Raw genomic sequence first — 22091 nt, 5'->3', positions numbered from 1 at the left:
ACCTTTATTCAAAAAAAGACAGACCGCATAGGATCTGTCTTTTTTATTTAATCAATAAAGTCTTTGATTGGTCTTTAATAATTGGCTCTTGATAACGGCCTGTTATTGATTAATAACATCAACGCCTTTTGGTGGCGTAAACTTAAACTGACTGCTACTAATGCTTGGGTTCAGTTTGATACCACTAAATTTGATGGAAGTGGTTTGACCAAGGCTATCATTTAGCACCATCATCACTGGCTTACCACCGCTAAAACTCATTGACAAGCTCTTAAAGCTAGCACTGTCTAATTTTGGGTACAGCACGTAGTAATTTTTATTGTCATATGGCTGGGTAATTTTAAAATTCTTGTCAATTTGGCTTGGGTCGCCTGATAACAGCAGTGCTGGTGTATTGCCAACTTGGCTGTCAACGTTTTGCTTGGTCGCTTGCTCTAAATCTTTGTCATAAACCCACATGGAGTTACCATTAGCGACGATCAGTTGCTGTGACGGCGACTTTGTTTCCCAGCGGAAATTATTTGGGCGTTGTACACTCATCGTACCTGTAAAAGTACCACTGTTGGCACCTTTGGTCGTTTGGCTAAAGTTAGCCGTCATGCTTTTGGTATTTGTCAGTAGCTTGTTTAAACGTTTGGCAGCGGTCAAATTATCAGCTGGTGCAGCAGTAGCTGATTGTGTCAATACCATCATTGGGGCTGCGACACCAAGCGATGTCATTAATACACCAGCTAAAGCACCGCTCATCATTTTTTGTTTTAAAGTTGTTTTGTTGGTTGATAAAGTCATCATAAATCCTCTCTAAAAATGCATAATCGCTTAAAAATTGTCGCTTTAAAATAAGACATCTTATTAAAATTTTTGTTTTCCATAAATGTTTATCTAGCAACCATAAAACGGGTGCTTATAAACAATGACAACAGTGTGCCAGTTTTTTTATTACACGCCTAGTCATGATTTGCAATCTTTACTACCGCTGCCATACACGCTTGTAACTACTCTTTTGACCATTTTTGTGATCATAAGTGGCTACACAATAATAAACCGCATGGATGGTGAGTTTTTTGACTATTCATTATTTCCTAACGTTATTTCGTAATGTTGTTTAGCAGCATAAAGCCAATTTAGCATCCTTAACCCCTACGAAAATAACTAAAAAAAAGCCCCTACTACCAAACGGTAATAGAGGCTTTTAGTCATCGGATCATTTTAGTCTTTGACTAAAACAACCTAGATGGGCAATTATGCGCTTTCAACCATTACATAACGACGGTTGAACTTACCTTTGGTCGCAAACTTTACCACACCGTCATTCAGTGCAAATAAAGTATGGTCACGACCCATGCCAACGCCTTCGCCTGCGTGGAATTCTGTACCACGTTGACGAACGATGATGTTACCAGCTGTGATAGCTTGGCCACCAAAGATTTTAACGCCTAGCATTTTTGGGTTTGAATCACGACCATTACGGCTTGAACCGGCAGCTTTCTTATGTGCCATGGGAAAATCTCCTTGTTAATTTGACTTATCGCTGATGCGATAACTCTTAAGCATTTAGTGCACTATTTAGCAGTAATTGCTAAGTGGATAATTAGGCATTAATAGCTTTGATTTTTAACAAGGTATACCATTGGCGGTGACCTTGCTCTTTGTGATAATGCTTACGACGGTTGTGCTTAACGATACGGATTTTTTCGCCGCGACCATGTTCAACCACTTCAACTTCAACGCTAGCACCTTCAACGATAGGCTGACCGATTTTGACAGTTTCGCCGTCAACAATCATCAATACATCTTCGAATTTAATTGTTGCGCCAGTTTCTGCTTTTAGTAGTTCAACTTTAAGCAACTCATCGACAACTACACGGTGCTGTTTACCACCAGTTTTGATTACTGCGTACATTGTATGACTCCGTTTAACCCGTGTGCCGTGGCTGATGTTATACCAACGCTTTTACGACGAACACGACAGGGAAAAATTAAAGGCAAGATTTTACGGCTTTTTGCTCATAAAAGCAAGCCGTCTATCTCACTTGTTTAACTGGTTTTTGTAAGGCAGTTACACGAATAACCACCTCAATTTTTATTATATCTACTGCTGATTAGGAGCGCATCCAAGATGCTACTCCAACAAAAAAACACTATATAATAATAGCGACTATTATAACTTATATAATCAGCAACTTACAGCCTTTTATACATCTCTTAAATGACCTTAAACGTCGCCGATAAATGACCATTAATTCTAGTGACATTTCAGCCAATTTTTACAGTTTTTATGTCAATTTCTATATATAGTAAATCTTATCTAAAAGATAGGCGCGATGTTTTAGGCACGTTTTAACCCACAATCTAAAGACATAGCTATGCTATTATAGAAAACAATGCCTTACCTATCTATAAAACTAAGGCTATAAAAAATTCTCTTTATTCTTATTAATATGACTATTTATTATGACCAGCATCCCTTCACATAAAACAGATTCAATGACTCAATCAACGCCTAATTATGCTGATATTCAAAGTATCGTGGCGGATGATTTTGAGATTATGGACAAGCAAGTATTCGGTAGTCTTAATTCCAAAGTTCAGCTGGTAATGAGCGTCTCACAGCATGTAATCAATGCTGGTGGTAAGCGCATGCGCCCGCTGATTACCTTGTTATGTGCACGAATGTTTGAGGACAAGCCCTCAGAAAAAGCCATGCATCTCGCCGCTATTACTGAAATGCTGCATACAGCGACCTTGGTTCATGACGATGTGATTGATGAGTCAGGACAGCGCCGTGGTAAGCCAACTGCTAATGCCACTTGGGATAATGCCACCGCGGTACTAGTCGGTGACTATCTGATTGCTCGCGCCTTTAATTTATTAGTTGGCTTCCAAAGCTTACCACTGTTGCAAGTATTCTCAGATGGCACCTGCGATATCGCTGAAGGCGAAGTATTGCAGCTCCAGCATCAGCATAACCCTGCCGCGACAGAAGAGGACTACTTGCGCATTATTGACGGTAAAACCTCGCGGCTGTTTATGATGGCGACTCAAGGCGCTGCAATTCTACAAGACAGAATAGAGCATATGCAGGCTTTAGGCGATTTTGGTCAGCACTTTGGCAATGCTTTTCAAATTATCGATGATGTGCTCGACTATAGTGGTGATAGTGAGGTAATGGGCAAAAATTTAGGAGACGACCTCGCTGAAGGCAAGCCAACCCTGCCAACCATCAAAGCGCTTGAGTTACTAAAAGACAGCGACATCGAAGGCTATGAGCAATTGCGTGTCGCTGTACAAACTGGAAAGACACCAAACGCTGAACAGCTTATTGAGTTAGTGCGCCGCTCAGGATCATTAGATTACTGTAAGCAGCGAGCTTGGGAAGAAACCAAGCTGGCGCAACAAGCATTGAGTACGCTACCTGATAATCGTTATCGCACAGGCTTATATCAATTGACTGAATTGGCTAGCGCACGCTTGCTGTAGTCAGTATCGTCATAACAGCTGTCAATACTTGCGGCTAGCAGCCATTAGCTGTTGGTAAAGACCATTAATGAGTAATTGTGTTAATGGTCACAGTTAATAGTTGCTAAAGTTTTTGTTTTGTTAGCAAACCTTATTTATCATTCATTAAAGACCTTACAATCTATATGGATATGCTGTTTTCACAAAAGTTTACAATTATTTCTCACTGACCATTGTATGACTGTACATTAGCTGTTAATGAAGATGGTGCTTGCCATGACAGCATTTCATGCATTCACAAAAGCTGATATTACGATTTCTAACCATAAATCCTGCGCTCAACTACTTGACTGTGGGGTTATCCCGATAGTTTATAATTACTCGTTAATTTTACTAATCAAGGTTGTGGTTTGGCTACAGCTTTGATGCTTAAGATTCTTACACCGATACTTGATACTTATATCGCTATTAGAGGTTCTAATAGTGATGTTTGGCTAAATTCATATTATTAAGAACAAATTTAGCCTAGAAAGTAAAGATCATTAGAATCAATACTCATTTTTATATTCAATACGCTTAGATTTATTGATAAACTTTTTATACTGTCATTACTTATTTTATACCTATTGCCGAGGACATTGATGAAGCACTCTACTCTTGCGCTTGTAATAGCATCTGTACTATCTGGAGCTGTACTGATTGGCTGTGACAAAAACGAGGACGCCGCTGGCGCAGATGCCGCACAGCAGCAGATGCCGCCTGCGGTTGTTAACGTCCAGACTGTCACGCTCGATACTGTACCCCAAGTACAGACTTTTTCTGGACGTACCACGGCTTATCAGACTGCCGACGTCCGCCCACAAGTTAATGGCGTTATTGACGAAGTATTGTTCCGTGAAGGCGGCAACGTCAAAAAAGGCCAGCCACTTTATCGTATCAATACTGATAACTACGCTTCTTCTGTCACCAGTGGTCAAGCAGCAGTGCAACAAGCACAAGCAAATTACCAGACAGCACAAGCAAATAATGCCAATGCAAAAGCCGAGCTAGCCAGCCGTCAAGCATCATTAGCACAAGCGCAAAATGATTTACAGCGCTTACAAGGCTTGGTCAGCATCGACGCCATCTCAAAGCAGCAGTATGAGCAAGCACAAACACAAGTACGTACTGCACAAGCAGCGGTACAAAGTGCGGCCGCCGCTGTTGGACAGACACAAGCAGGCATCGAAAGTGCAAAAGCAGGCATTCAAACTGCTCAAGCGGGTTTAGATGCTAGTAACCTAGATCTTAACCGTACCATCGTACGTGCCCCGCTGGCAGGTCGTACTGACCGCTCTAGTGTCACCGCTGGTACTTTGGTCAGCGCAGGTCAAGCTGATCCGCTGGTGACTATCTCACGCTTAGATCCTATCTATGTTGATATCAGTCAATCATCCTCTGAGCTATTAAAGCTGCGTCAGCAAATCGCTGAAGGCAAAGCACAGCCGGGTATGAATTCGGTTGAGTTGGTATTAGAAGATGGCTCAGTCTACCCAGCACGCGGCAAGCTTGCTTTATCTGAAGCAAAGGTTGATGAATCAACAGGCGCTGTGACCTTGCGTGCTATTTTCCCAAACAGCAATAATATCTTGCTGCCTGGTATGTATGTGACGGCACGTTTGACACAGAGCGTGATTACCAATGCTGCATTGGTACCGCAAAGCGCCGTAATGCGTACACCGAAAAGTGAGACGCAAGTTTACATCGTTGATGAAAATAATAAAATCCAAGTACGTCCTGTCACTATTAATGGCACTTATAAAGGCCAGTGGGTTGTCACTGACGGCTTACAAGCAGGGGACAAGATAGTTGTTATCGGCGGCTCAAAAGTTAAGCCTGAACAAGAAGTGGTCGTTAAGCCATTAGAGAATCCAAACCCAGCACCAGCTAAAGAAGGTGCCCCTAATGCCCAGACGCCGCCGCAAGCTGCTAAAGCGATGGATAAGCCAGTTAGCAAAGATGCCACTGCTCAGAAACCAGCAGAGTCTACCGCTAACTAATTCCATTCAAAGATAGGAAGACTAGGAATATACTATGTCACGTTTTTTTATTAATCGCCCTATTTTTGCATGGGTTATGGCTATTTTAGTCATGCTCATCGGGGTGATATCGGTCATTAACTTACCGATTGAGCAGTATCCACGTATTGCACCACCGACGATTTCAGTCAGCGCAAGCTATCCTGGTGCTAATGCTCAGACGGTTGAAGATTCAGTCGTTCAGATTATTGAGCAACGCATGAAGGGTCTTGATGGGCTGATGTATATGTCGTCATCGAGCTCCTCGAATGGCGCTGCATCCATTACGCTCACTTTCGAAAATGGTACGGATTCTGATACTGCACAGGTACAGGTACAGAACAAACTCCAAGCCGCCATGAGCTCACTACCCGAGTCGGTACAGCGTCAAGGCGTCAACGTTAATAAATCCTCTAGCAGCTTTTTAATGGTGCAAGGTTTTATTTCTGAAGATGGCAGCATGGATCGTGCGGATATCGCCGATTATGTCAACTCAAACGTTGTTGACCAGTTAAGCCGTGTGGAAGGTGTTGGTGAAGTACAAGTTTTTGGTTCTGCTTATGCCATGCGCATTTGGTTAGATCCAGCGCGCTTACGTAGCTATAACATGGTGCCAGCTGATGTGGTTGAGGCAGTACGGGCACAAAACGCCCAAGTATCTGCCGGTCAGCTAGGTCAAGCACCTGCTGATACCAGTCAACAGGTTATCAATGCGACTGTCACGGTTCAAAGCTATCTACAAACGCCTGATGAATTTAAAAACATTCTATTAAAAACCGATACTGCTGGCGCAAAAGTGCGTTTAGGTGATGTGGCAGAGGTTGAGATTGGTAGTGCAGACTACGGCGTAGTGTCGCTATACAATGGTAAAGAAGCAGCCGGTCTTGGTATTTCATTGGCAGGTGGTGCAAATGCACTGGAAACTCGTGAAGCCGTTGGGGCTCGTATGGCAGAGCTGGAAGCAAACTTCCCAGCAGGTCTAACATCCGTTATCCCTTATGACACCACACCATTTGTGCGCTTGTCTATCGAACAAGTGGTTATGACACTGCTTGAGGCAATTGTTCTCGTATTTATCGTCATGTTCGTTTTCTTACAGAACTGGCGTGCGACCATCATTCCTACTCTTGCCGTACCTGTCGTACTACTTGGCACCTTCGCTGTACTTTACATCGCTGGTTTTAGTATTAACGTCTTGACCATGTTTGCCATGGTACTATCCATCGGTCTGTTGGTCGATGATGCGATCGTCGTCGTCGAAAACGTCGAGCGTATCTTGGAAGAAGATCCTGATATCTCTATTAAGGATGCTACCGTACAATCGATGGGCGAAATTAGTAAAATCGTTATTGGTATTGCGCTGATTCTATCTGCCGTATTCGTACCGATGGCATTCTTCGGTGGCTCAACAGGTGTGATTTATCGTCAGTTCTCTATCACCTTGATTACCAGCATGGTGCTATCAGCCTTAGTAGCGCTTATTTTTACCCCTGCCCTTTGTGTGACCTTACTCAAGCGTAGCAAGAGCCATGATAAAGGCAATACAGAAGAGCAAAAAGGCTTCTTTGGTTGGTTTAACCGCTCGTTTTATAAAGTCAGTCGTAGTTACGAGAATTTAGTTGGCAAAAGTTTCCGCTTGAAGTGGCTATACTTAATTCTTTATGCTGCCATTATCGGTATTATGGCAGTGGTATTCTTACGTATTCCCGGATCGTTCTTACCAGAAGAAGATCAAGGTATTATGTTTACCTTGGTTCAGTTACCTGCTGGTGCGACGCTTGATGAAACGCAAGAAGTGCTCGATAAAGTCAGTGATTATTACAGTACCCAAGAAGGCGATAATATCGCTTCAGTCTTTACGATCGCAGGTTTTAGTTTTGCAGGACAAGGGCAGAATATGGGACTGGCCTTTGTACGTTTATCGGATTGGGCTGATCGTCCCGGTGAAAAAAACACTGCACAGGCTGTCGCTGATCGCGCCATGGGTTACTTCTTTACCCAACTAAATGAAGCACAAGTATTTGCGATTGTACCGCCAGCCATTACCGAACTTGGTAACGCCAGTGGTTTTGACTTAATGATTCAAGACACCGGTAACCTTGGACATGAGGGTCTACTCGAAGCACGTAATATGCTGCTTGGCATGGCTGCGCAAAACGACAAAGTCGCAGGCGTTCGTCCAAATGGTCAAGAAGATGCACCGCAGTTAAAAGTGAATATTAATCAAGAGCAGGCCGCTGCTTATGGCTTGTCACTTGCTAGTATTAATAGCGTTATTTCTACCGCTTGGGGCTCAAGTTATATTAATGACTTCGTCGATCGCGGGCGTATTAAACGCGTCTTTGTTCAAGGTGAACCAAGCAGCCGTACTAATCCTGAAGATATTGCTAAATGGTATGTACGCAACGATGTAGGTGAAATGATTTCATTTGATGCGTTCTCTAGCAGCGAATGGCAATCTGGCTCACCGCGTCTGACCCGTTATAACAGCTTACCATCGATGAATATTCAAGGGAGTGCTGCACCTGGTCTAAGTACGGGTGAAGCGATGAGTTCGATGGAAGCAATGATGGAGAATCTGCCTGAAGGTGTGGGCTATGAGTGGACGGGTATGTCACTTGAAGAGCAAAAGTCAGGTGCACAAGCGCCGATGCTATACGCGCTTTCAATCTTGGTGGTATTCTTATGTCTAGCAGCCTTGTATGAAAGCTGGTCCATCCCCTTCTCTGTGCTATTGGTCATTCCACTTGGGGTATTAGGTGCAGTCCTCTTTACTTGGCTACGTGGATTTAATAACGATATTTATTTGCAGGTAGGTCTACTTACAGTCGTTGGTCTATCCGCTAAAAATGCTATCTTAATCATTGAGTTTGCAAAAGAGCACCAAGAGGAAGGCTATAGTCTGAGAGAAGCTGTCATGACAGCAGCGCGTCAACGTTTGCGCCCGATTATCATGACCTCGCTTGCCTTTGGACTGGGTGTTGTGCCATTATTTATCGCCACAGGTCCTGGTTCAGGCAGTCAAAATGCCATCGGTACCAGTGTACTAGGTGGCGTCGTGACCGCGACATTGTTAGGTATCTTCTTTATTCCCATGTTTTATATTTGGGTACGTAGTATGTTCCCGTACAAATACGAGAATAATAAACCAAATGATAAAGATGATGGTCATGGTACGCCTGACCCGCAAAACCCAACGCCTTCTGAGAATTATCAGCCTGCAAGCTTTGGAGACAATACACAATGAGTGTTCAGAAAATATATAACACCAACTCAGCAGCGGTAGCAAATATTGCTATCACTGCGCAACCAGCGGGCTCACATATGCGCAGAAATGCTGGTCGCCTAATCGGCTTGACCGTTTTAGCGATGAGCATGGCTGCTTGTAACACGATTCCAAAAGCAGATATGCGCCCTGTGCTTGCTGAGCCAAATATCCCTATCGAACAAACCTATGGGGCATTCGATAAAGAAACGGTTAGTAACGCTGATCAAGCAAGTATTGCGGGTCAACGCTGGCAGAATTTTTATAGCGATGAGCGTTTAAAGGGCTTGATTGCTTTAGGGTTAGAAAACAACAAAGATTTTGAAAGTGCTCGTTTAGCAATCGAGAAAGCACGCGCACAGTATCAAATTACCGATCTTAATGATCTACCAGCGATTAATGGTAATGGTGGATACACGCGTCAAGCACAAAATAGAACCGACAAAAATCCCAATAGTAGCTATAACGTCAACCTAGGCTTGGCTAATTACGAGTTGGACTTTTGGGGCAAAATTGCTAGCTTAAAAGATCAAGCGCTACAGAATTTCTTAGCCACTACAGCGGCCAAAGATTCGACCCAAATTAGCTTGATTAGTAACATCGCTCAGAGCTATGCCAACTTGAGCTATAGCTTAGCGCAGTTAAAGCTGGCAGAAGCCACGGTTGAGAGTCGTGAAAAGTCCCTGTTTATCGCTGATAAACGCTTTGAAGCAGGCATTGATCCGAAGCTGCCATCTTTGCAAGCCAGTGCGTCATTAGAAAATGCCAAACTTGCTGTCCTACGGGCACAAAGCAGCATTTTAAAATCACGTAACGCCTTGCAGTTCTTGGTGGGTGGACCGATTCCAACCAATCTAATTCCAACACCAGCAGTCAGCAACATCACTAGCCAGCAGATATTTAGTGCAGGCTTACCAAGTGAGTTGCTACGTTATCGCCCAGATGTACTGCAAGCAGAATACAACCTAAAAGCCGCTGGTGCCAATATCGAAGTGGCACGCGCGTCTTATTTCCCGTCTATCAGCTTAGCCAGTAGCATTGGGGTTAGTAGCGGCAGTTTAGATGACTTATTCAAAAGTGGTGCTGTCGGTTGGTCGTTTGGTCCAAGCATTAGCGTGCCTATCTTTGACGCTGGTCGCCTAGATGCCAATTACGATGTGGCTAAAATTGAGCGTGAACAAACGCTCACAGGCTACGAGAAATCTATCCAAACCGCATTCCGTGAAGTGTCAGACGTACTCGCGACACGAGCCACATTGGGTGAGCAGCTCGAAGCACAATACCGTCTACAAGATAACTTTGAACAAACATTCCAGATAGCAGATGCACGCTTTAAAGCAGGTATTGCCAACTATCTAGATGTGCTAGATGCACAGCGTTCATTGTTCTCAACGCAGCAAGGTATTTTGGATTTAGAGCTACAAAAAATTGTGAGCCAAGTCGAGCTATACCAAGTGCTGGGTGGCGGTGCCAATCTGGATGTACCAACGGCGATTCCTGTACCGCATAAAAACTTAGTGCAACTAGTGAATCTACCTGCCAATAGCAATAAAGCAAAAGCGGCAAATGCTATCGATGCGGCTAGCTCAGCGCGAGTTGCTTCTGCACAAGAAGCAAACGCCATTAAACAAGCGCAACCATCGGAAACGGCCACCTTTGAGCCAACCGCTGTCGTTGATGTCAATAATGATGGCAAAAAAGATGCTTCCATAGGAGTCGTTACCAAACAGACGACGTATAACGAATCCAGCGTTGAGCAAGTACCGGTCACGCAGATCGTTGAGCCTTAAACACTCATAAATAGTGTGAGGTGATTTCCTTCACATTGATAGTCGATAAGTACAAAAAGCCCTACCGACTTGGTAGGGCTTTTTGCTTTTGTAAGGCGCTTTTAGTTATAGTAGAGAAATTAGCTTACATATACTTTTATCCACTTATTAATGTCCGTGATATAAAAAAACATATGCTTCAAAACAGCTTATTTAATCAAGCTGATAAATAACAATGACTAAAATCTAATGAGGACAAATCATGACTTATACCTTTAACCGTCAATTCCCTGAAACGCGTCTACGTCGATTACGCTACAACGATAACGTACGCGCGATGATTCGTGAAGTTGAGCTGCATCCTAAGCACTTTATCGCCCCTGTCTTCGTCTTAGAAGGCAAAAATAAGCGCGAAGCAATCGCTAGTATGCCAGGCGTTGAACGCTTATCGATTGACCTACTGATCAACTATGCCAAAGAATTATTAAGCGAGGGCGTCACTACCATCGACATCTTCCCTGTTATTGATAATTCCTTAAAAACACCTGATGGCAAATCAGCTTATGACGAAAATGCCCTTACTGCTCGTACCGTAAAAGCGATCAAAGATGCTGTGCCTGAAATGGTAGTAATGACCGATGTGGCGTTAGATCCTTATACCTCGCACGGTCAAGATGGACTGCTGGATGATTCAGGCTATGTGATTAATGATGAAACGGTCGAAGTATTGGTCAAGCAAGCATTGGTACATGCCCGCGCTGGTGCTGACATCATCTCGCCTAGTGATATGATGGATGGCCGTATCAAAGCCATGCGTGACGCCTTTGAAGCCGAAGGCTTTGTGAATACCGCTATCATGGCTTACTCTGCCAAATACGCCTCTGCATATTATGGTCCGTTCCGTGATGCAGTCGGCAGTGCTGGCAACCTAAAAGGTGGACACAAGAAACAGTACCAGATGGATTTCGGCAATCGTGCCGAAGCGTTGCACGAAGTGGCGATGGACATAGCCGAGGGTGCAGACATGGTGATGATTAAGCCGGGTCAGCCGTATCTAGACCTTATTCGTGAAGTTAAAAATACCTTTGGCGTACCGACCTTTGCTTATCAAGTGTCTGGTGAATATGCGATGCATATGGCTGCGATTCAAAACGGTTGGCTAACCGATGCGGTTATTTTAGAATCATTGATTGGTTTCCGCCGTGCAGGCGCTGATGGCATTTTGACGTATTTTGCGCTAGAAGCCGCTCGTCAGTTGAATAATGCGTAATATAAATTAAGCAGCTTTTTATTTATACCGTCAATCTATCGCGCCAACTGTGATCAATCAGCTGGCGCTATTTTTATTGGTCTTATTTTAATACCTCAATAAAACTTATAAACGTGTACGCTCGTGTGGCTCATTAAAATCAAGCACTGGACCAACAGGAATGATACGCGTGGGATTGATATTGGCATGGCTAGTATAATAATGCTGCTTGATATGATCGATGCTTACCGTCTCTGCAATACCTCGCACTTGATATAAATCACGCAAATAACCCCAAAGATTGGGATAATCAACAATACGGCGAATATTACATTTAAAGTGTCCGACATATACCGCATCAAAACGCACCAGCGTAGTAAAGAAGCGCCAGTCCGCCTCAGTTATCGTATTACCTAGCAAATAACGCTGGTCTGTCAAACGTGCCTCTAGCGTCTCTAATGCATCGAATAGCTCCGTCACTGCTTCTTCGTAAGCCTCTTGTGTGGTTGAAAATCCTGCTTTATAAACGCCATTATTAACCGCAGAATAAACCAGCTCATTAACTGCATTAATTTCTGCTAATAACTCGGTTGGTAAAAAATTACCTGCTAGTGCCCCAACCTCATCAAAAGCTGAGTTAAACATACGAATGATCTCAGAGGACTCATTACTGACGATGGTATTGGTTTTTTTGTCCCATAATACTGGCACCGTCACCCGTCCTGTATAGTCAGGCTTTGCCGCCGTATAAATCTCATATAAGTAATTAGCATTTACGATAGGATCAGCAATCACGCCATCGCCCTCTGCAAACGTCCAGCCCTTATCGCCCATAAATGGATGCACCACTGACAGCGAAATCAGGTCTTGCAAACCCTTTAGCTGACGGTAAATAATGGTACGATGTGCCCAAGGACATGCAAGCGAGATATATAAATGATAGCGATCAGCTTCGGCTTTAAAACCGCCAACACCTGATGGGCCTGCGCTGCCATCGACCGTGACCCAATTTCTAAAACCGGCATCTTCTCGCTCAAAGCGTCCACCGCTCGCCTCTGTGTCATACCATTTGTCTTGCCATTGACCATCAACCAATAAACCCATATCACTCTCCTCAACATTCTATTTTGATATAATTTTTTTGAACTATGAGTACTGTGAAACTATTATCATAATCCTCACTTTATTTTGAGAATGATACCAGTTATATACTGCCTAGCTATTAGGATTTGTAGTTCTACTGACAATAAAAAATAAACCAATTTCAATCACTATTTAATATAACTACATAAAAAAACATTAAAAGTCATTCAATATAAAGTGTGATAATCATTATTATGCTAATAAAAAAATTTATTAGAAATAAAGCTTGCAAAGTCTCAAAAACTTGATAAAATACTCAACCTAAATAGGCGTATAGCTCAGTTGGTTAGAGCGCTACCTTGACATGGTAGAGGTCAGCAGTTCGAGTCTGCTTATGCCTACCAAATATTTAGAAAGCCCCAATCTCACGATTGGGGCTTTTTTTGTCTGTAATATGTGGGCTGTCCACCCAATAAAAAGATCACCATGAATAGTATTAGATTTTGCAGTAGCGTCATGACGAAACCGCCCTTGATCCATGTAAGCAATCCAACGCCTCACCATTCTCCAGTTGCGCGGTAGAATATTAAATAAATACTTCCTGAGTAATGATCATAAGTCCATCACAGCGGTAGCACCAATACCGATTAATATTATAAAAACGACGTTATCCATGATGACTCTCTTACTGGTTTCAGTATCAATGTGATGATTGCATACAATTTTAAGTCCAGAGGGCATTATGGATATTTCGCAGGTTGCTAAACAGTCTGGTATTCCTGCTTCAACGTTACGATTTTATGAGAAAAAATGCCTAATTCGCTCTGTTGGTCGGCAAGGTATCCGCCGAGTTTTCAGCGAAGATGTATTAGAGCTTATGTCCTTGATTGCTTTAGGACGTGTTGCAGGGTTTTCACTGGATGAAATTACTGGGATATTAGGGTCTGAAAAAACTCTAGATGTTGATCGAGATTTGTTGCTGAATAAAGCCTCTGAACTGGATGAAATGATTCAAAAATTAGTCGCTATCCGTGATGGGCTACAACATACGGCAATTTACACAGCGCCTAGCCACTTGGAGTATCCGAGGTTTCGACGTCTAATGAATCTAGCAGCCACTGGCGCTATTAAAGGTAACACTTTGCATAAATAAGCAATAGAGCTGATTCTATTAGGTGATTAGGTCACTCAAATAATATTGAACTGATTAACAAATACAACTGCGATTATCCAAAAAACCTAGATTACTAGTATCACTTCACTTACCTACTTTCTCTCTATTCAATTGTGCCAAATGTATAGAGTAGCATTCGTAAATAAAGACAAACCTACTCTAAAGCCTGTCCCCTCATATAACGTTTACTCTTAGCAACTGTCGTTAAAGCTAAACTAGCTATTTTTTATTCAAGTTATCACTCAAAGTTGGTTTTAAAATTCCAAAATATAACACCTTCAGCCATATGAAATCCTAAACTCTGGTGCTAAATTCCTGCAAACTGTCATTAGACCAGACGATCTATTGTTGATTTATTGCCTACCGTTCTTATTTTTTATTTCTTGTTTCTTCAGAGACTGGCTTACAAAATGCTCTATATTTCAGACGTGTCAATTCATTGACCAGAGATCTATAAGGCTTTTTATGATTGATATTCTCATGAACCATAGTTCTTAACACATTCATTTTTCTAACTTTCGACATACTCATTATTATTTCAGTACTAACACATTCATTGAATGACCGTCACATTTATCACTCACAAAGAAAGTCAAATATTGAAGTTACCTCGTGTAAGCGTAGCTAATATGCACACCTTGCTGAAATATAAAGTTTGTATATCTTTATGTTATATTATAACATAACGAAAATATTTACTCTTATCGTTATTTATCCCTATATAACTTCTTATTTTGGTAATCTCATGTCTCCAATTTTTCATATCAACAGATTAAGAGAACCTGATTATACTTCTGTATCTTCAGTTAATTTTAGTATTCGCCGGGTAACGACTGTATTCTCAGTAACGACAGCTTTAGGTATGGCAAGTTTGTCAGTAAATGCGAAGGATACGATGGTAGATATCAAACCTATGACATCCTCATCTTTTCACCTAAACTCTCCTGATACGACCCACCCTTCGGTGACTCTAGACACCATAGTGGTGACGTCTAACCCTTTATTGCCACAAGCGAATGAAATGGCAACCGCAACCAGTATTGTTACTGGCGATGCGCTCACTACTCAGACAAGCAGTACGCTTGGTGATGCACTAGCAAATGAAGTTGGCGTGTCTACTGATAGTTTTGGGCAAGGCGCAAGCCGACCAATTATTCGAGGGCAAAGCGCACCGCGCGTCCAAGTCATGCAAAATGGTTTGAGCGTACAAGATGCGTCACAAATCTCACCAGACCATCAAGTGGCGGTACCTGTCCTAGGTGCCAAACAAGTTGAAGTAATCAAAGGCACGTCAGCGTTGATATATGGTGGCGGTGCTATCGGTGGTGTGGTCAATATTGTTAATGACACTATTCCTAAAGAAAAGCCTAAAAACAACATCAGCGGAAAATTGGCATTGATTGGTCAACAAGCCACAGACGGTTATTTAGGTTATGCAGAACTCAATGGCAGTATCGGTGAAAACTGGCTATGGAGTGGGTATTACCAAAAGACGGATAAAGGCAATATCCAAGTGCCACACTTAGATACCGATGAGATTGCCAACAGTTGGTACACGCAAGATAACGGTAGCATCGGCTTGTCTTATGTGACTGATATGGGCTATATCAGTGCATCATATCAGCGCCTGTCTTCAGAATATGGCTTGCCCTTTCATGTGCATAATGAATGCTCACCTGATAGCGTACTGACCAACCAACTGAGCTGTGAGGCGGATCACGAACATGACCACGATCATGGTGAAGCGCCCTATGTCGATATGACGTCAAACGTCTATCAGCTCCATGCAGAGCGAAAATTACCCATGATAGGCGTCGATAGCATCAATACGAAACTCAGCTATACCGATTATCGTCACGATGAAATAGATGAAGGTGCGGTGGGCACAACTTTTGAAAACAAAGCCATTAGTGCTCAAGCTCAAGCCACACATAGCACGTATAAAACAGGCAATCTAGGCTTTATGAAAGGTGTGGTCGGTCTAGATTACACAAACAGCCGGTTTTCTGCTGTTGGGCTAGAAGGTTATTTGCCGCAAACCGATCGTACACAAGTCGGTTTATTCTTCATTGAACGACTCACGCCTGATTATTTTGGCGCAAAAATACAGAATGCTGATAAATTTGCAGGTCAATCATTATCTGCAAGTGATGCCCATGCTGGTCATAATCATGGTGAGACGACGAACGACGCTCCTCTCGATACGTCTAGTATTTTAAGAAAACAAGGCAAAAGTCCTTGGTATATTGAGTTTGGCGGTCGTCAAGATTTTCAAAATCTAATAGATAACGACAATAACATCGAAAAAACACATGCCGGAACATCTGTCAGTTTAGAAGGTGGCAAATATCTTACGCCTAATACGCAGTTGTCAGCCAGAATCAGTCATTCTGAAAGATTACCTTCTCCACAAGAGTTGTTTTCTAATGGCGCCCATCTTGCAACCAATACTTGGGAGCGTGGTAATGGGCAATTAGAAGAAGAATCTACTGATGGCATAGAGCTCACTCTGCGTTACGACAATGGCAATCGTTTTGATAGTAGTATTTCTGTCTTTTATAACGACAGTACAAATTATATTTATGCCAAAACTCAAGATATTGCTACTGAAGGAGAGTCTGCTGGTTTCCGTTTAGTGGATTATGTCCAAAGCGATGCCAAACATTATGGTGGTGAAATTCAATCACGCTATTATCTCAATAACAATATTAGTATTGGCAGCTTTGCCGACATTGCACTCATCACGCTAGATGATGCGAGCCTTACACGGAAGTACGCGCCAAGATTGGTAGCGCCCCGTATTGGTGGTGATATTACCTCTCAATTTGGTCAGTTTGACTTGGTGCTGTCTGGATATCATCGTTTTGAGCAAGATCACATTGCTGATTTTGAAACCAATACGCCGAGCTACAACATGGTTGATGCCAAGCTTGTCTACCATAGTTCTAGCGCTCATGATTACACCGCTTTTTTTCAAGTCGAAAACATTCTAAACGAGCTTGCTTATAATCATGCCTCTTATTTGGCTGAACAAGTGCCAATGCCAGAACGCTCATTAAACGCAGGTATCACCTATAACTTCTAACAGCCTACTCTCTTTTCATTAGTCACTTGTAACTAGCAATCCTTAATCAATTGTCATAAGCCTCATAACTTATGACTGGAGTCCTTTATGAATCAAACAAATGCCTTAAGCCGTGCCATCGCGCTCGCCTTCTCTTCTTTAATCGCCGTTTCAGCACTTAGCGGCTGCGGGTCATCAGATGATAGGAAAACACCAATCATAGATTCAGAACATGACCACGACCATGGAGACGATCATGACCATGATGATGATGATGAGTCTGCTGTCAGCACTGAAATGGAACAAGGTCGTTTATTCATCACTGCAAAAGATGGCAGTCAAGCTTACATTTATAGTCTTGCTCAAGATAAAGTGATACAAACCTTACCATTAACCGGTCAAGCCGATGCCGTACAAAGTAGTCCAGATGGTCATTACGCCGTCGTCATGGATCGTACTAACAACACGGTCAATTTTTATCATAGTGGGCTTGAGATTGAAAACCATGGCGATCATGATCACCCATATGCTCGTGATGCGGCAAAAATGCCATTACAGCTCAACTATACCCGTCCTGTACATTTTCAAACTTTTGGAGAGCAAGCAGGGCTGTTTTTTGACGGCTTAGGTGCGACAGGCAATCCCATAGAAAACCCTGTACAAGAAGCTGGATTTGTACTTGTAACAGATACCGGTATAGCTGACGGTACACTGCATTATCAAAACCTTAATACCAGCATGCACGGTACAGCGGAACCTAGAGGCAATTATGTGATTGCCTCACAGCGTTATCAGACAACCGGTAGCTCACTGGCTGATACGCTCTCTGTATTTGAACAGCATGGTGATCACTATCATATAAGCCAAACCTTTGAGACAAAATGCATGGGGTTGCATGGCAGTGGCAGCATGACCGATTACAGCATCTTTGCCTGTAGCGATGGCGTTTTAAGCGTCAAACAAACCGGAGACATCTTCAGCGCCGAAAAAATCACCTACCCTATTAGCTTAACCAATATGCAGTGTGACGGTACAAGTAGTAGTCCTGCTCGGATTGGCTCATTCATCACTAACCACCATCATAACTATGCCATTGGCAGCGCTTGCGGTCAGCCTTACCGTGTTGATCCTATCAGTAAAAACATGACACCGATTGTCTGGACAACAGACAGCAGTCGCCGTGTTGTCAGCTATGATTTTGATGCCCATGGAGAGCATTTAATGCTACTCGATGATACTGGCAAGTTATACATACTGGATGTCGCACAAAATTATAAGCAAACTGCCGTATTAAATGTTTTCCCTAATGGCATCGAAGGCAAAGCGGTTCCCTCATTTATTATTAACCCAAACACGAAAATGATTTATATGATGGATGACTCAAACCAGCAAATTATCGAGATTGATCCTCATGATGGTAAAATCGAGTCAAAAATAACACTAAATTTCACACCTTCTCATGTGACTTGGTTTGGTGTGAAAGCTGGGCATGATGATGAACATAGCCATTAGCGCTTAGCACCTCATCTAATAAAGATAATTTAATGACTGCTGACAGTAACTGGCTATTAAATATATTTATAAACGCTAGTATTCAAGATAACCCTTAATCCGACGCTTCTTAAATTCCGAAGCATCCGATTAAAGCGCTCGATGATCTTGAATTCTTCTATAGGCATATCTTAAACAACTGGGCTAGTAGGATTTACTACATTAGTTATAGTCTGCTATAAAATCATATTATCCCAGTTTATAATTATAAAAAAACCAATGAAACCGCTACGATATTTTCATAGCAGTTTCATTGGTTATACGGTCTTTAACGCTAAAAATTATTAGCCGAATACTTTCATACGCTTGTCTAAAGGCTGAAACGCTTTGTCACCTGCTGGCTGCTCAATAGCGCCGAATACCATTTGAGCATTTAATTCCCAATCATCAGCGATGTCCCAAGCATCAGCAACTCTCTGATCGATGACAGGATTATAGTGCTGCAAATTAGCACCGACATCAATGCTTGCTAATGCCGTCCAAATCATATACTGATGCATAGCATTGGTTTGATGTGCCCAGATTGGGAATTTATCCGCATATAAAGGGGCGGCTTCTTGCATGTTTCTCACGACGCCTTTGTCCTCGAAGAACAATACTGTACCCGCACCCGCTCTAAAGCCTGCGATTTTTTCTTTAGTACCTTGGAACTTCTCGTCATCGCCGACGATAACCTTGAGTGTCTCTTCAGTGATGTCCCATAATTTTTTATGATCTTCACCGAATAACACCACGATACGCGTCGATTGTGAGTTAAAAGCGGATGGCGTATGCAAAACCGCATGCTCAACTAAATTAACGATTTCGTCATTTGATACTGGCAATTGATTACTCAATGCATAGATAGAGCGACGTTTTTCTGCCAATTGCTGTAATGTTTTTAGGTCTGACATTGTTTTCTCCAGTGATTATTGATAAATTTAAGTAATTAAGAACTAAGTTATAAAGCTAAATGGTAATCAACCTTTAACCTTTAAAGCCTTGCGGTAATTCAGGTGCTGGCAAACGTTTCATATCAGAGTCGACATTACCGAAACGCTCATGACCATTATTCCAGTCGATAATAGATTGCTCAATCTCTGCTTTATTGTCCGCAACAAAGTTCCACCACAGTAGCACCTGGTTATTCAATGGTTCACCACCGATAAACATCACACGTGTGCCTTTTTTGGCGACCAGCTTGATGCTTTTGTTATTAGCAACATCGCTATCGTGGAAACGAAAGAGTTGATCTTGCTTACATACCTTTCCTTCAGATTCTATCTCACCCTCTGAGACTAAGATACCGTATTCAAAGCTTGGTTCTAAAGTCAGTGTAGCCTCGCCATCTTCGGTGAAGTACACGTCGATACCGACCAGCTTGGAGTATTGGATGGTAGGCGCTTCAAAGTGCTGACCTGACACATTGGTATAGCTACCAGTCGTCAAAATCATCTCAACACTATCTTCCGTCCACGTTGGTAGCTCAGGATAATGGTGAAAACCGCGCTCAATCTCTTGATCCGTCGGTAGTGCAATCCAGAGCTGTACCATACTGATAGCACGCGCCGCCTCTGACGAACCACCAGTGTCTGGAAAGACGCTTTGTTCCGTATGACTGATACCTTGATTCAGACCTGTACCTGCGTTCATGACGTTGACTTGGTTCTTAGTAATGACTTGCTCGTTACCTAAGCTATCTTTATGCAGTACTTCGCCATTTAACATCCAGCTAAAAGTTTGCAGATTGGTGTGCGGATGACGACCGACTTGCATACCGGTTTCATCTTCACCAAAGTCAGCAGGACCAGCGTGATCTAAAAAGCACCACGCACCGATAGGCTGTTTTCCTTTATTGGGTAATAATCGGGCAATCGGAATACCGCCAACATCAGCCAACCTTGGCTCTAGGGTTTGAATACTCATCATTCACCTCTTATTATAGATGGTTATAGATTATTGAATGCTTACTGGTAAATTAGTACTACTTTTTGTATGGATTGATACTGCTGTTGACTGTATAAGTGTTTAATATAGGATTATTCAATAAATAGGTACTGAATAATTAGTTACTTAATAAATAGGTACTGAATAATTAGTTACTTAATACATAGGTACTTCCATTAGTAGTACTCTTGCGTCCTCGGTCGCATCCATCGTGAAGCTTTTGGTATCTGAGATACCAAGGCCGTCACGAGTATCAAGTACATTACCGTTGATAGTCACTTTACCCTCTAGTACCAAGACATAAACACCGTTGTTGACATCTTTTAAATCATAAGTCTGAGTCACGCCTTTATTGAAATTACCCATATGGAACCAAGCGTTTTGGTGAATCCAAACCCCAGCGTCGTCCGCGTTTGGCGAGAGCACTTGGTTAAACTCATTAGCTTGCATGTGCTCATCCATACGTACTTGCTGATAACGCGGCGTCACACCCATTTTATTGGGAATCACCCAAATTTGTAAAAACTTGACAGGTTCATTGGCATCGCCATTCATCTCGCTATGAGTAATACCTGTGCCCGCTGACATGACCTGAATCTCACCCGTTTCGATGATACCTTCGTTACCGATATTATCGCCATGACCGAGCTTGCCAGATAATGGAATACTGATAATTTCCATGTCGCGGTGTGAGTGCTTGCCAAAACCTTGACCACCAATAACAAAGTCATCATTGATGACTCGTAGCGCACCAAAACCCATACGCTCTGGATTATGATAATTGGCAAAGCTGAAAGTATGCTTGCTTTTGAGCCAGCCATGGTTAGCATCGCCACGAGAATCTGCTGCATGATAGATCGTTTTCATAAGTTATCCTTTATAGTTGGTTGGCTTGTTTAAGCTATGGTTCTATTATAATTGTTGACCGTATATAGATAAACCATGGTTATTGCAAATAACTATTCTTATTTATAGAACAATAAGTGCTTAGAATTAACGTAATATAATAGTCACGCCATCATTCGCGTTACCCATTAGTACCAATAAACGGGTGCAAAAATATTAATGATAAAGAGAGAATAACAATGTCAAATCTACATACATTGAATAATGAAGTTATCGACAATAAAGCTCAAAAACGTTTTGAAATTCATATCGATGATCAGGTTGCTTTTGAAGAGTATGAGTTTTTTACCACATCCACAGGTGAAGAAGGTATTGAGTATAAGCACACATTCGTGCCTGAGTCGCTCAGTGGTCGTGGTATTGCAGGCTACTTAGTTAAGGTTATCTTAGATTGTGCAGCCGCTAGAAAACTGCGTGTTAAACCAACCTGTCCTTATGTGAAGTCTTACATTGATAAGCATCTAGAATACCAAGCCAATTCGGTGTTTCATGGTGCGAAAGCCTAAAACAATATGAACCAAAAAAAAGCCATGATAAATCATCATGACTTTTTACGATTAATAGCATTACTTAATAACGGTAGGACTT

The 22091-nt window shown here is 42.3% G+C and carries 16 protein-coding genes, 1 tRNA gene and 1 pseudogene; 10 read left to right on the top strand and 8 right to left on the bottom strand.

Features of this window, described 5'->3' with window-relative positions; translation table 11 throughout:
* Positions 1–102 precede the first annotated feature (102 nt).
* The 3 genes from lolA to rplU form a co-directional block, all read right to left on the bottom strand.
* Positions 103–789 carry an outer membrane lipoprotein chaperone LolA gene (gene lolA, locus ACP7AE_RS04630; protein ID WP_426241704.1) on the bottom strand — a complete coding sequence of 229 codons (687 nt, stop codon included), beginning with the start codon at positions 787–789 and terminating at the stop codon, positions 103–105.
* A 453-nt stretch (positions 790–1242) separates the two neighbouring features.
* A complete protein-coding gene (rpmA, locus tag ACP7AE_RS04625) occupies positions 1243–1500 on the bottom strand; it encodes a 50S ribosomal protein L27 (RefSeq protein ID WP_055123782.1) in 258 nt (85 codons plus the stop codon).
* Positions 1501–1591: 91 nt separating this feature from the next.
* Positions 1592–1903, bottom strand: a complete 312-nt coding sequence (rplU, locus tag ACP7AE_RS04620) for a 50S ribosomal protein L21 (RefSeq protein WP_010199185.1) — start codon at positions 1901–1903, stop codon at positions 1592–1594.
* Between the two features lie 551 nt (positions 1904–2454).
* Between rplU and ACP7AE_RS04615 the strand changes: the two genes are divergently transcribed.
* The 5 genes from ACP7AE_RS04615 (at position 2455) to hemB (ending at position 11820) form a co-directional block, all read left to right on the top strand.
* Entirely contained in the window at positions 2455–3480 is a 1026-nt protein-coding gene (locus ACP7AE_RS04615) for a polyprenyl synthetase family protein (RefSeq protein WP_227675969.1), read from the top strand.
* A gap of 620 nt (positions 3481–4100) precedes the next feature.
* The gene (locus ACP7AE_RS04610) at positions 4101–5498 is read left to right on the top strand and encodes an efflux RND transporter periplasmic adaptor subunit (protein WP_201540042.1); all 1398 of its coding nucleotides are present in this window, start codon (positions 4101–4103) and stop codon (positions 5496–5498) included.
* Between the two features lie 34 nt (positions 5499–5532).
* Positions 5533–8763 (top strand): efflux RND transporter permease subunit, encoded by a 3231-nt coding sequence (locus ACP7AE_RS04605; protein WP_426241639.1) that lies wholly within the window; start codon positions 5533–5535, stop codon positions 8761–8763.
* Positions 8760–10571 carry an efflux transporter outer membrane subunit gene (locus tag ACP7AE_RS04600; protein ID WP_426241637.1) on the top strand — a complete coding sequence of 604 codons (1812 nt, stop codon included), beginning with the start codon at positions 8760–8762 and terminating at the stop codon, positions 10569–10571. Before ACP7AE_RS04605 ends, ACP7AE_RS04600 begins: the two co-directional genes overlap by 4 nt.
* A gap of 241 nt (positions 10572–10812) precedes the next feature.
* Positions 10813–11820, top strand: coding sequence for a porphobilinogen synthase (gene hemB, locus ACP7AE_RS04595; protein ID WP_109589282.1), 1008 nt, complete (start codon positions 10813–10815; stop codon positions 11818–11820).
* A gap of 105 nt (positions 11821–11925) precedes the next feature.
* Here the strand turns inward: hemB and ACP7AE_RS04590 are convergent, their stop codons facing one another.
* Positions 11926–12903, bottom strand: coding sequence for a glutathione S-transferase family protein (locus tag ACP7AE_RS04590; RefSeq protein ID WP_426241635.1), 978 nt, complete (start codon positions 12901–12903; stop codon positions 11926–11928).
* A 306-nt stretch (positions 12904–13209) separates the two neighbouring features.
* On the opposite strand from ACP7AE_RS04590, the gene ACP7AE_RS04585 reads away from it, so the two are divergent.
* Positions 13210–13286 (top strand) — tRNA-Val (locus ACP7AE_RS04585).
* Here the strand turns inward: ACP7AE_RS04585 and ACP7AE_RS04580 are convergent.
* A pseudogene (locus ACP7AE_RS04580) lies at positions 13237–13479 on the bottom strand (DUF2938 family protein); the annotation flags it as partial. The gene ACP7AE_RS04585 and the pseudogene ACP7AE_RS04580 overlap by 50 nt on opposite strands.
* A 145-nt stretch (positions 13480–13624) precedes the next feature.
* Here ACP7AE_RS04580 and ACP7AE_RS04575 point away from each other — a divergent pair.
* The 3 genes from ACP7AE_RS04575 to ACP7AE_RS04565 all read left to right on the top strand — a co-directional run bounded on the left by ACP7AE_RS04575 (position 13625) and on the right by ACP7AE_RS04565 (position 18632).
* Positions 13625–14035: a helix-turn-helix domain-containing protein gene (locus ACP7AE_RS04575; RefSeq protein ID WP_201540037.1), complete on the top strand. Its 411-nt coding sequence runs from the start codon at positions 13625–13627 to the stop codon at positions 14033–14035.
* Between the two features lie 766 nt (positions 14036–14801).
* Entirely contained in the window at positions 14802–17141 is a 2340-nt protein-coding gene (locus ACP7AE_RS04570; protein WP_426241632.1) for a TonB-dependent receptor, read from the top strand.
* Positions 17142–17228: 87 nt separating this feature from the next.
* Complete coding sequence (locus tag ACP7AE_RS04565) at positions 17229–18632, top strand: YncE family protein (RefSeq protein ID WP_426241630.1); 1404 nt, start codon at positions 17229–17231, stop codon at positions 18630–18632.
* A 323-nt stretch (positions 18633–18955) separates the two neighbouring features.
* On the opposite strand, the gene ACP7AE_RS04560 is transcribed toward ACP7AE_RS04565, so the two are convergent.
* The 3 genes from ACP7AE_RS04560 to ACP7AE_RS04550 form a co-directional block, all read right to left on the bottom strand.
* Entirely contained in the window at positions 18956–19564 is a 609-nt protein-coding gene (locus ACP7AE_RS04560; RefSeq protein WP_201540034.1) for a nitroreductase family protein, read from the bottom strand.
* Positions 19565–19637: 73 nt separating this feature from the next.
* Positions 19638–20576: a pirin family protein gene (locus ACP7AE_RS04555; RefSeq protein ID WP_201540033.1), complete on the bottom strand. Its 939-nt coding sequence runs from the start codon at positions 20574–20576 to the stop codon at positions 19638–19640.
* Positions 20577–20753: 177 nt separating this feature from the next.
* Positions 20754–21464, bottom strand: a complete 711-nt coding sequence (locus ACP7AE_RS04550; RefSeq protein ID WP_201540032.1) for a pirin family protein — start codon at positions 21462–21464, stop codon at positions 20754–20756.
* Positions 21465–21682: 218 nt separating this feature from the next.
* Between ACP7AE_RS04550 and ACP7AE_RS04545 the strand changes: the two genes are divergently transcribed.
* Entirely contained in the window at positions 21683–22009 is a 327-nt protein-coding gene (locus ACP7AE_RS04545) for a GNAT family N-acetyltransferase (RefSeq protein WP_426241627.1), read from the top strand.
* The last annotated feature ends 82 nt before the right edge of the window (positions 22010–22091 follow it).

The organism is Psychrobacter sp. TWP2-1-2, from assembly GCF_049896785.1.
GTDB lineage: Bacteria > Pseudomonadota > Gammaproteobacteria > Pseudomonadales > Moraxellaceae > Psychrobacter.
This window is presented reverse-complemented; position numbering and strand designations above follow the sequence as displayed.

Excerpts from the sequence above, each read along its gene's own strand:
- lolA (WP_426241704.1), bottom strand. The coding sequence starts at position 789 with ATGACTTTATCAACCAACAAAACAACTTTAAAACAAAAAATGATGAGC.
- rpmA (WP_055123782.1), bottom strand. The coding sequence starts at position 1,500 with ATGGCACATAAGAAAGCTGCCGGTTCAAGCCGTAATGGTCGTGATTCA.
- rplU (WP_010199185.1), bottom strand. The coding sequence starts at position 1,903 with ATGTACGCAGTAATCAAAACTGGTGGTAAACAGCACCGTGTAGTTGTC.
- ACP7AE_RS04615 (WP_227675969.1), top strand. The coding sequence starts at position 2,455 with ATGACCAGCATCCCTTCACATAAAACAGATTCAATGACTCAATCAACG.
- ACP7AE_RS04610 (WP_201540042.1), top strand. The coding sequence starts at position 4,101 with ATGAAGCACTCTACTCTTGCGCTTGTAATAGCATCTGTACTATCTGGA.
- ACP7AE_RS04605 (WP_426241639.1), top strand. The coding sequence starts at position 5,533 with ATGTCACGTTTTTTTATTAATCGCCCTATTTTTGCATGGGTTATGGCT.
- ACP7AE_RS04600 (WP_426241637.1), top strand. The coding sequence starts at position 8,760 with ATGAGTGTTCAGAAAATATATAACACCAACTCAGCAGCGGTAGCAAAT.
- hemB (WP_109589282.1), top strand. The coding sequence starts at position 10,813 with ATGACTTATACCTTTAACCGTCAATTCCCTGAAACGCGTCTACGTCGA.
- ACP7AE_RS04590 (WP_426241635.1), bottom strand. The coding sequence starts at position 12,903 with ATGGGTTTATTGGTTGATGGTCAATGGCAAGACAAATGGTATGACACA.
- ACP7AE_RS04575 (WP_201540037.1), top strand. The coding sequence starts at position 13,625 with ATGGATATTTCGCAGGTTGCTAAACAGTCTGGTATTCCTGCTTCAACG.
- ACP7AE_RS04570 (WP_426241632.1), top strand. The coding sequence starts at position 14,802 with ATGTCTCCAATTTTTCATATCAACAGATTAAGAGAACCTGATTATACT.
- ACP7AE_RS04565 (WP_426241630.1), top strand. The coding sequence starts at position 17,229 with ATGAATCAAACAAATGCCTTAAGCCGTGCCATCGCGCTCGCCTTCTCT.
- ACP7AE_RS04560 (WP_201540034.1), bottom strand. The coding sequence starts at position 19,564 with ATGTCAGACCTAAAAACATTACAGCAATTGGCAGAAAAACGTCGCTCT.
- ACP7AE_RS04555 (WP_201540033.1), bottom strand. The coding sequence starts at position 20,576 with ATGAGTATTCAAACCCTAGAGCCAAGGTTGGCTGATGTTGGCGGTATT.
- ACP7AE_RS04550 (WP_201540032.1), bottom strand. The coding sequence starts at position 21,464 with ATGAAAACGATCTATCATGCAGCAGATTCTCGTGGCGATGCTAACCAT.
- ACP7AE_RS04545 (WP_426241627.1), top strand. The coding sequence starts at position 21,683 with ATGTCAAATCTACATACATTGAATAATGAAGTTATCGACAATAAAGCT.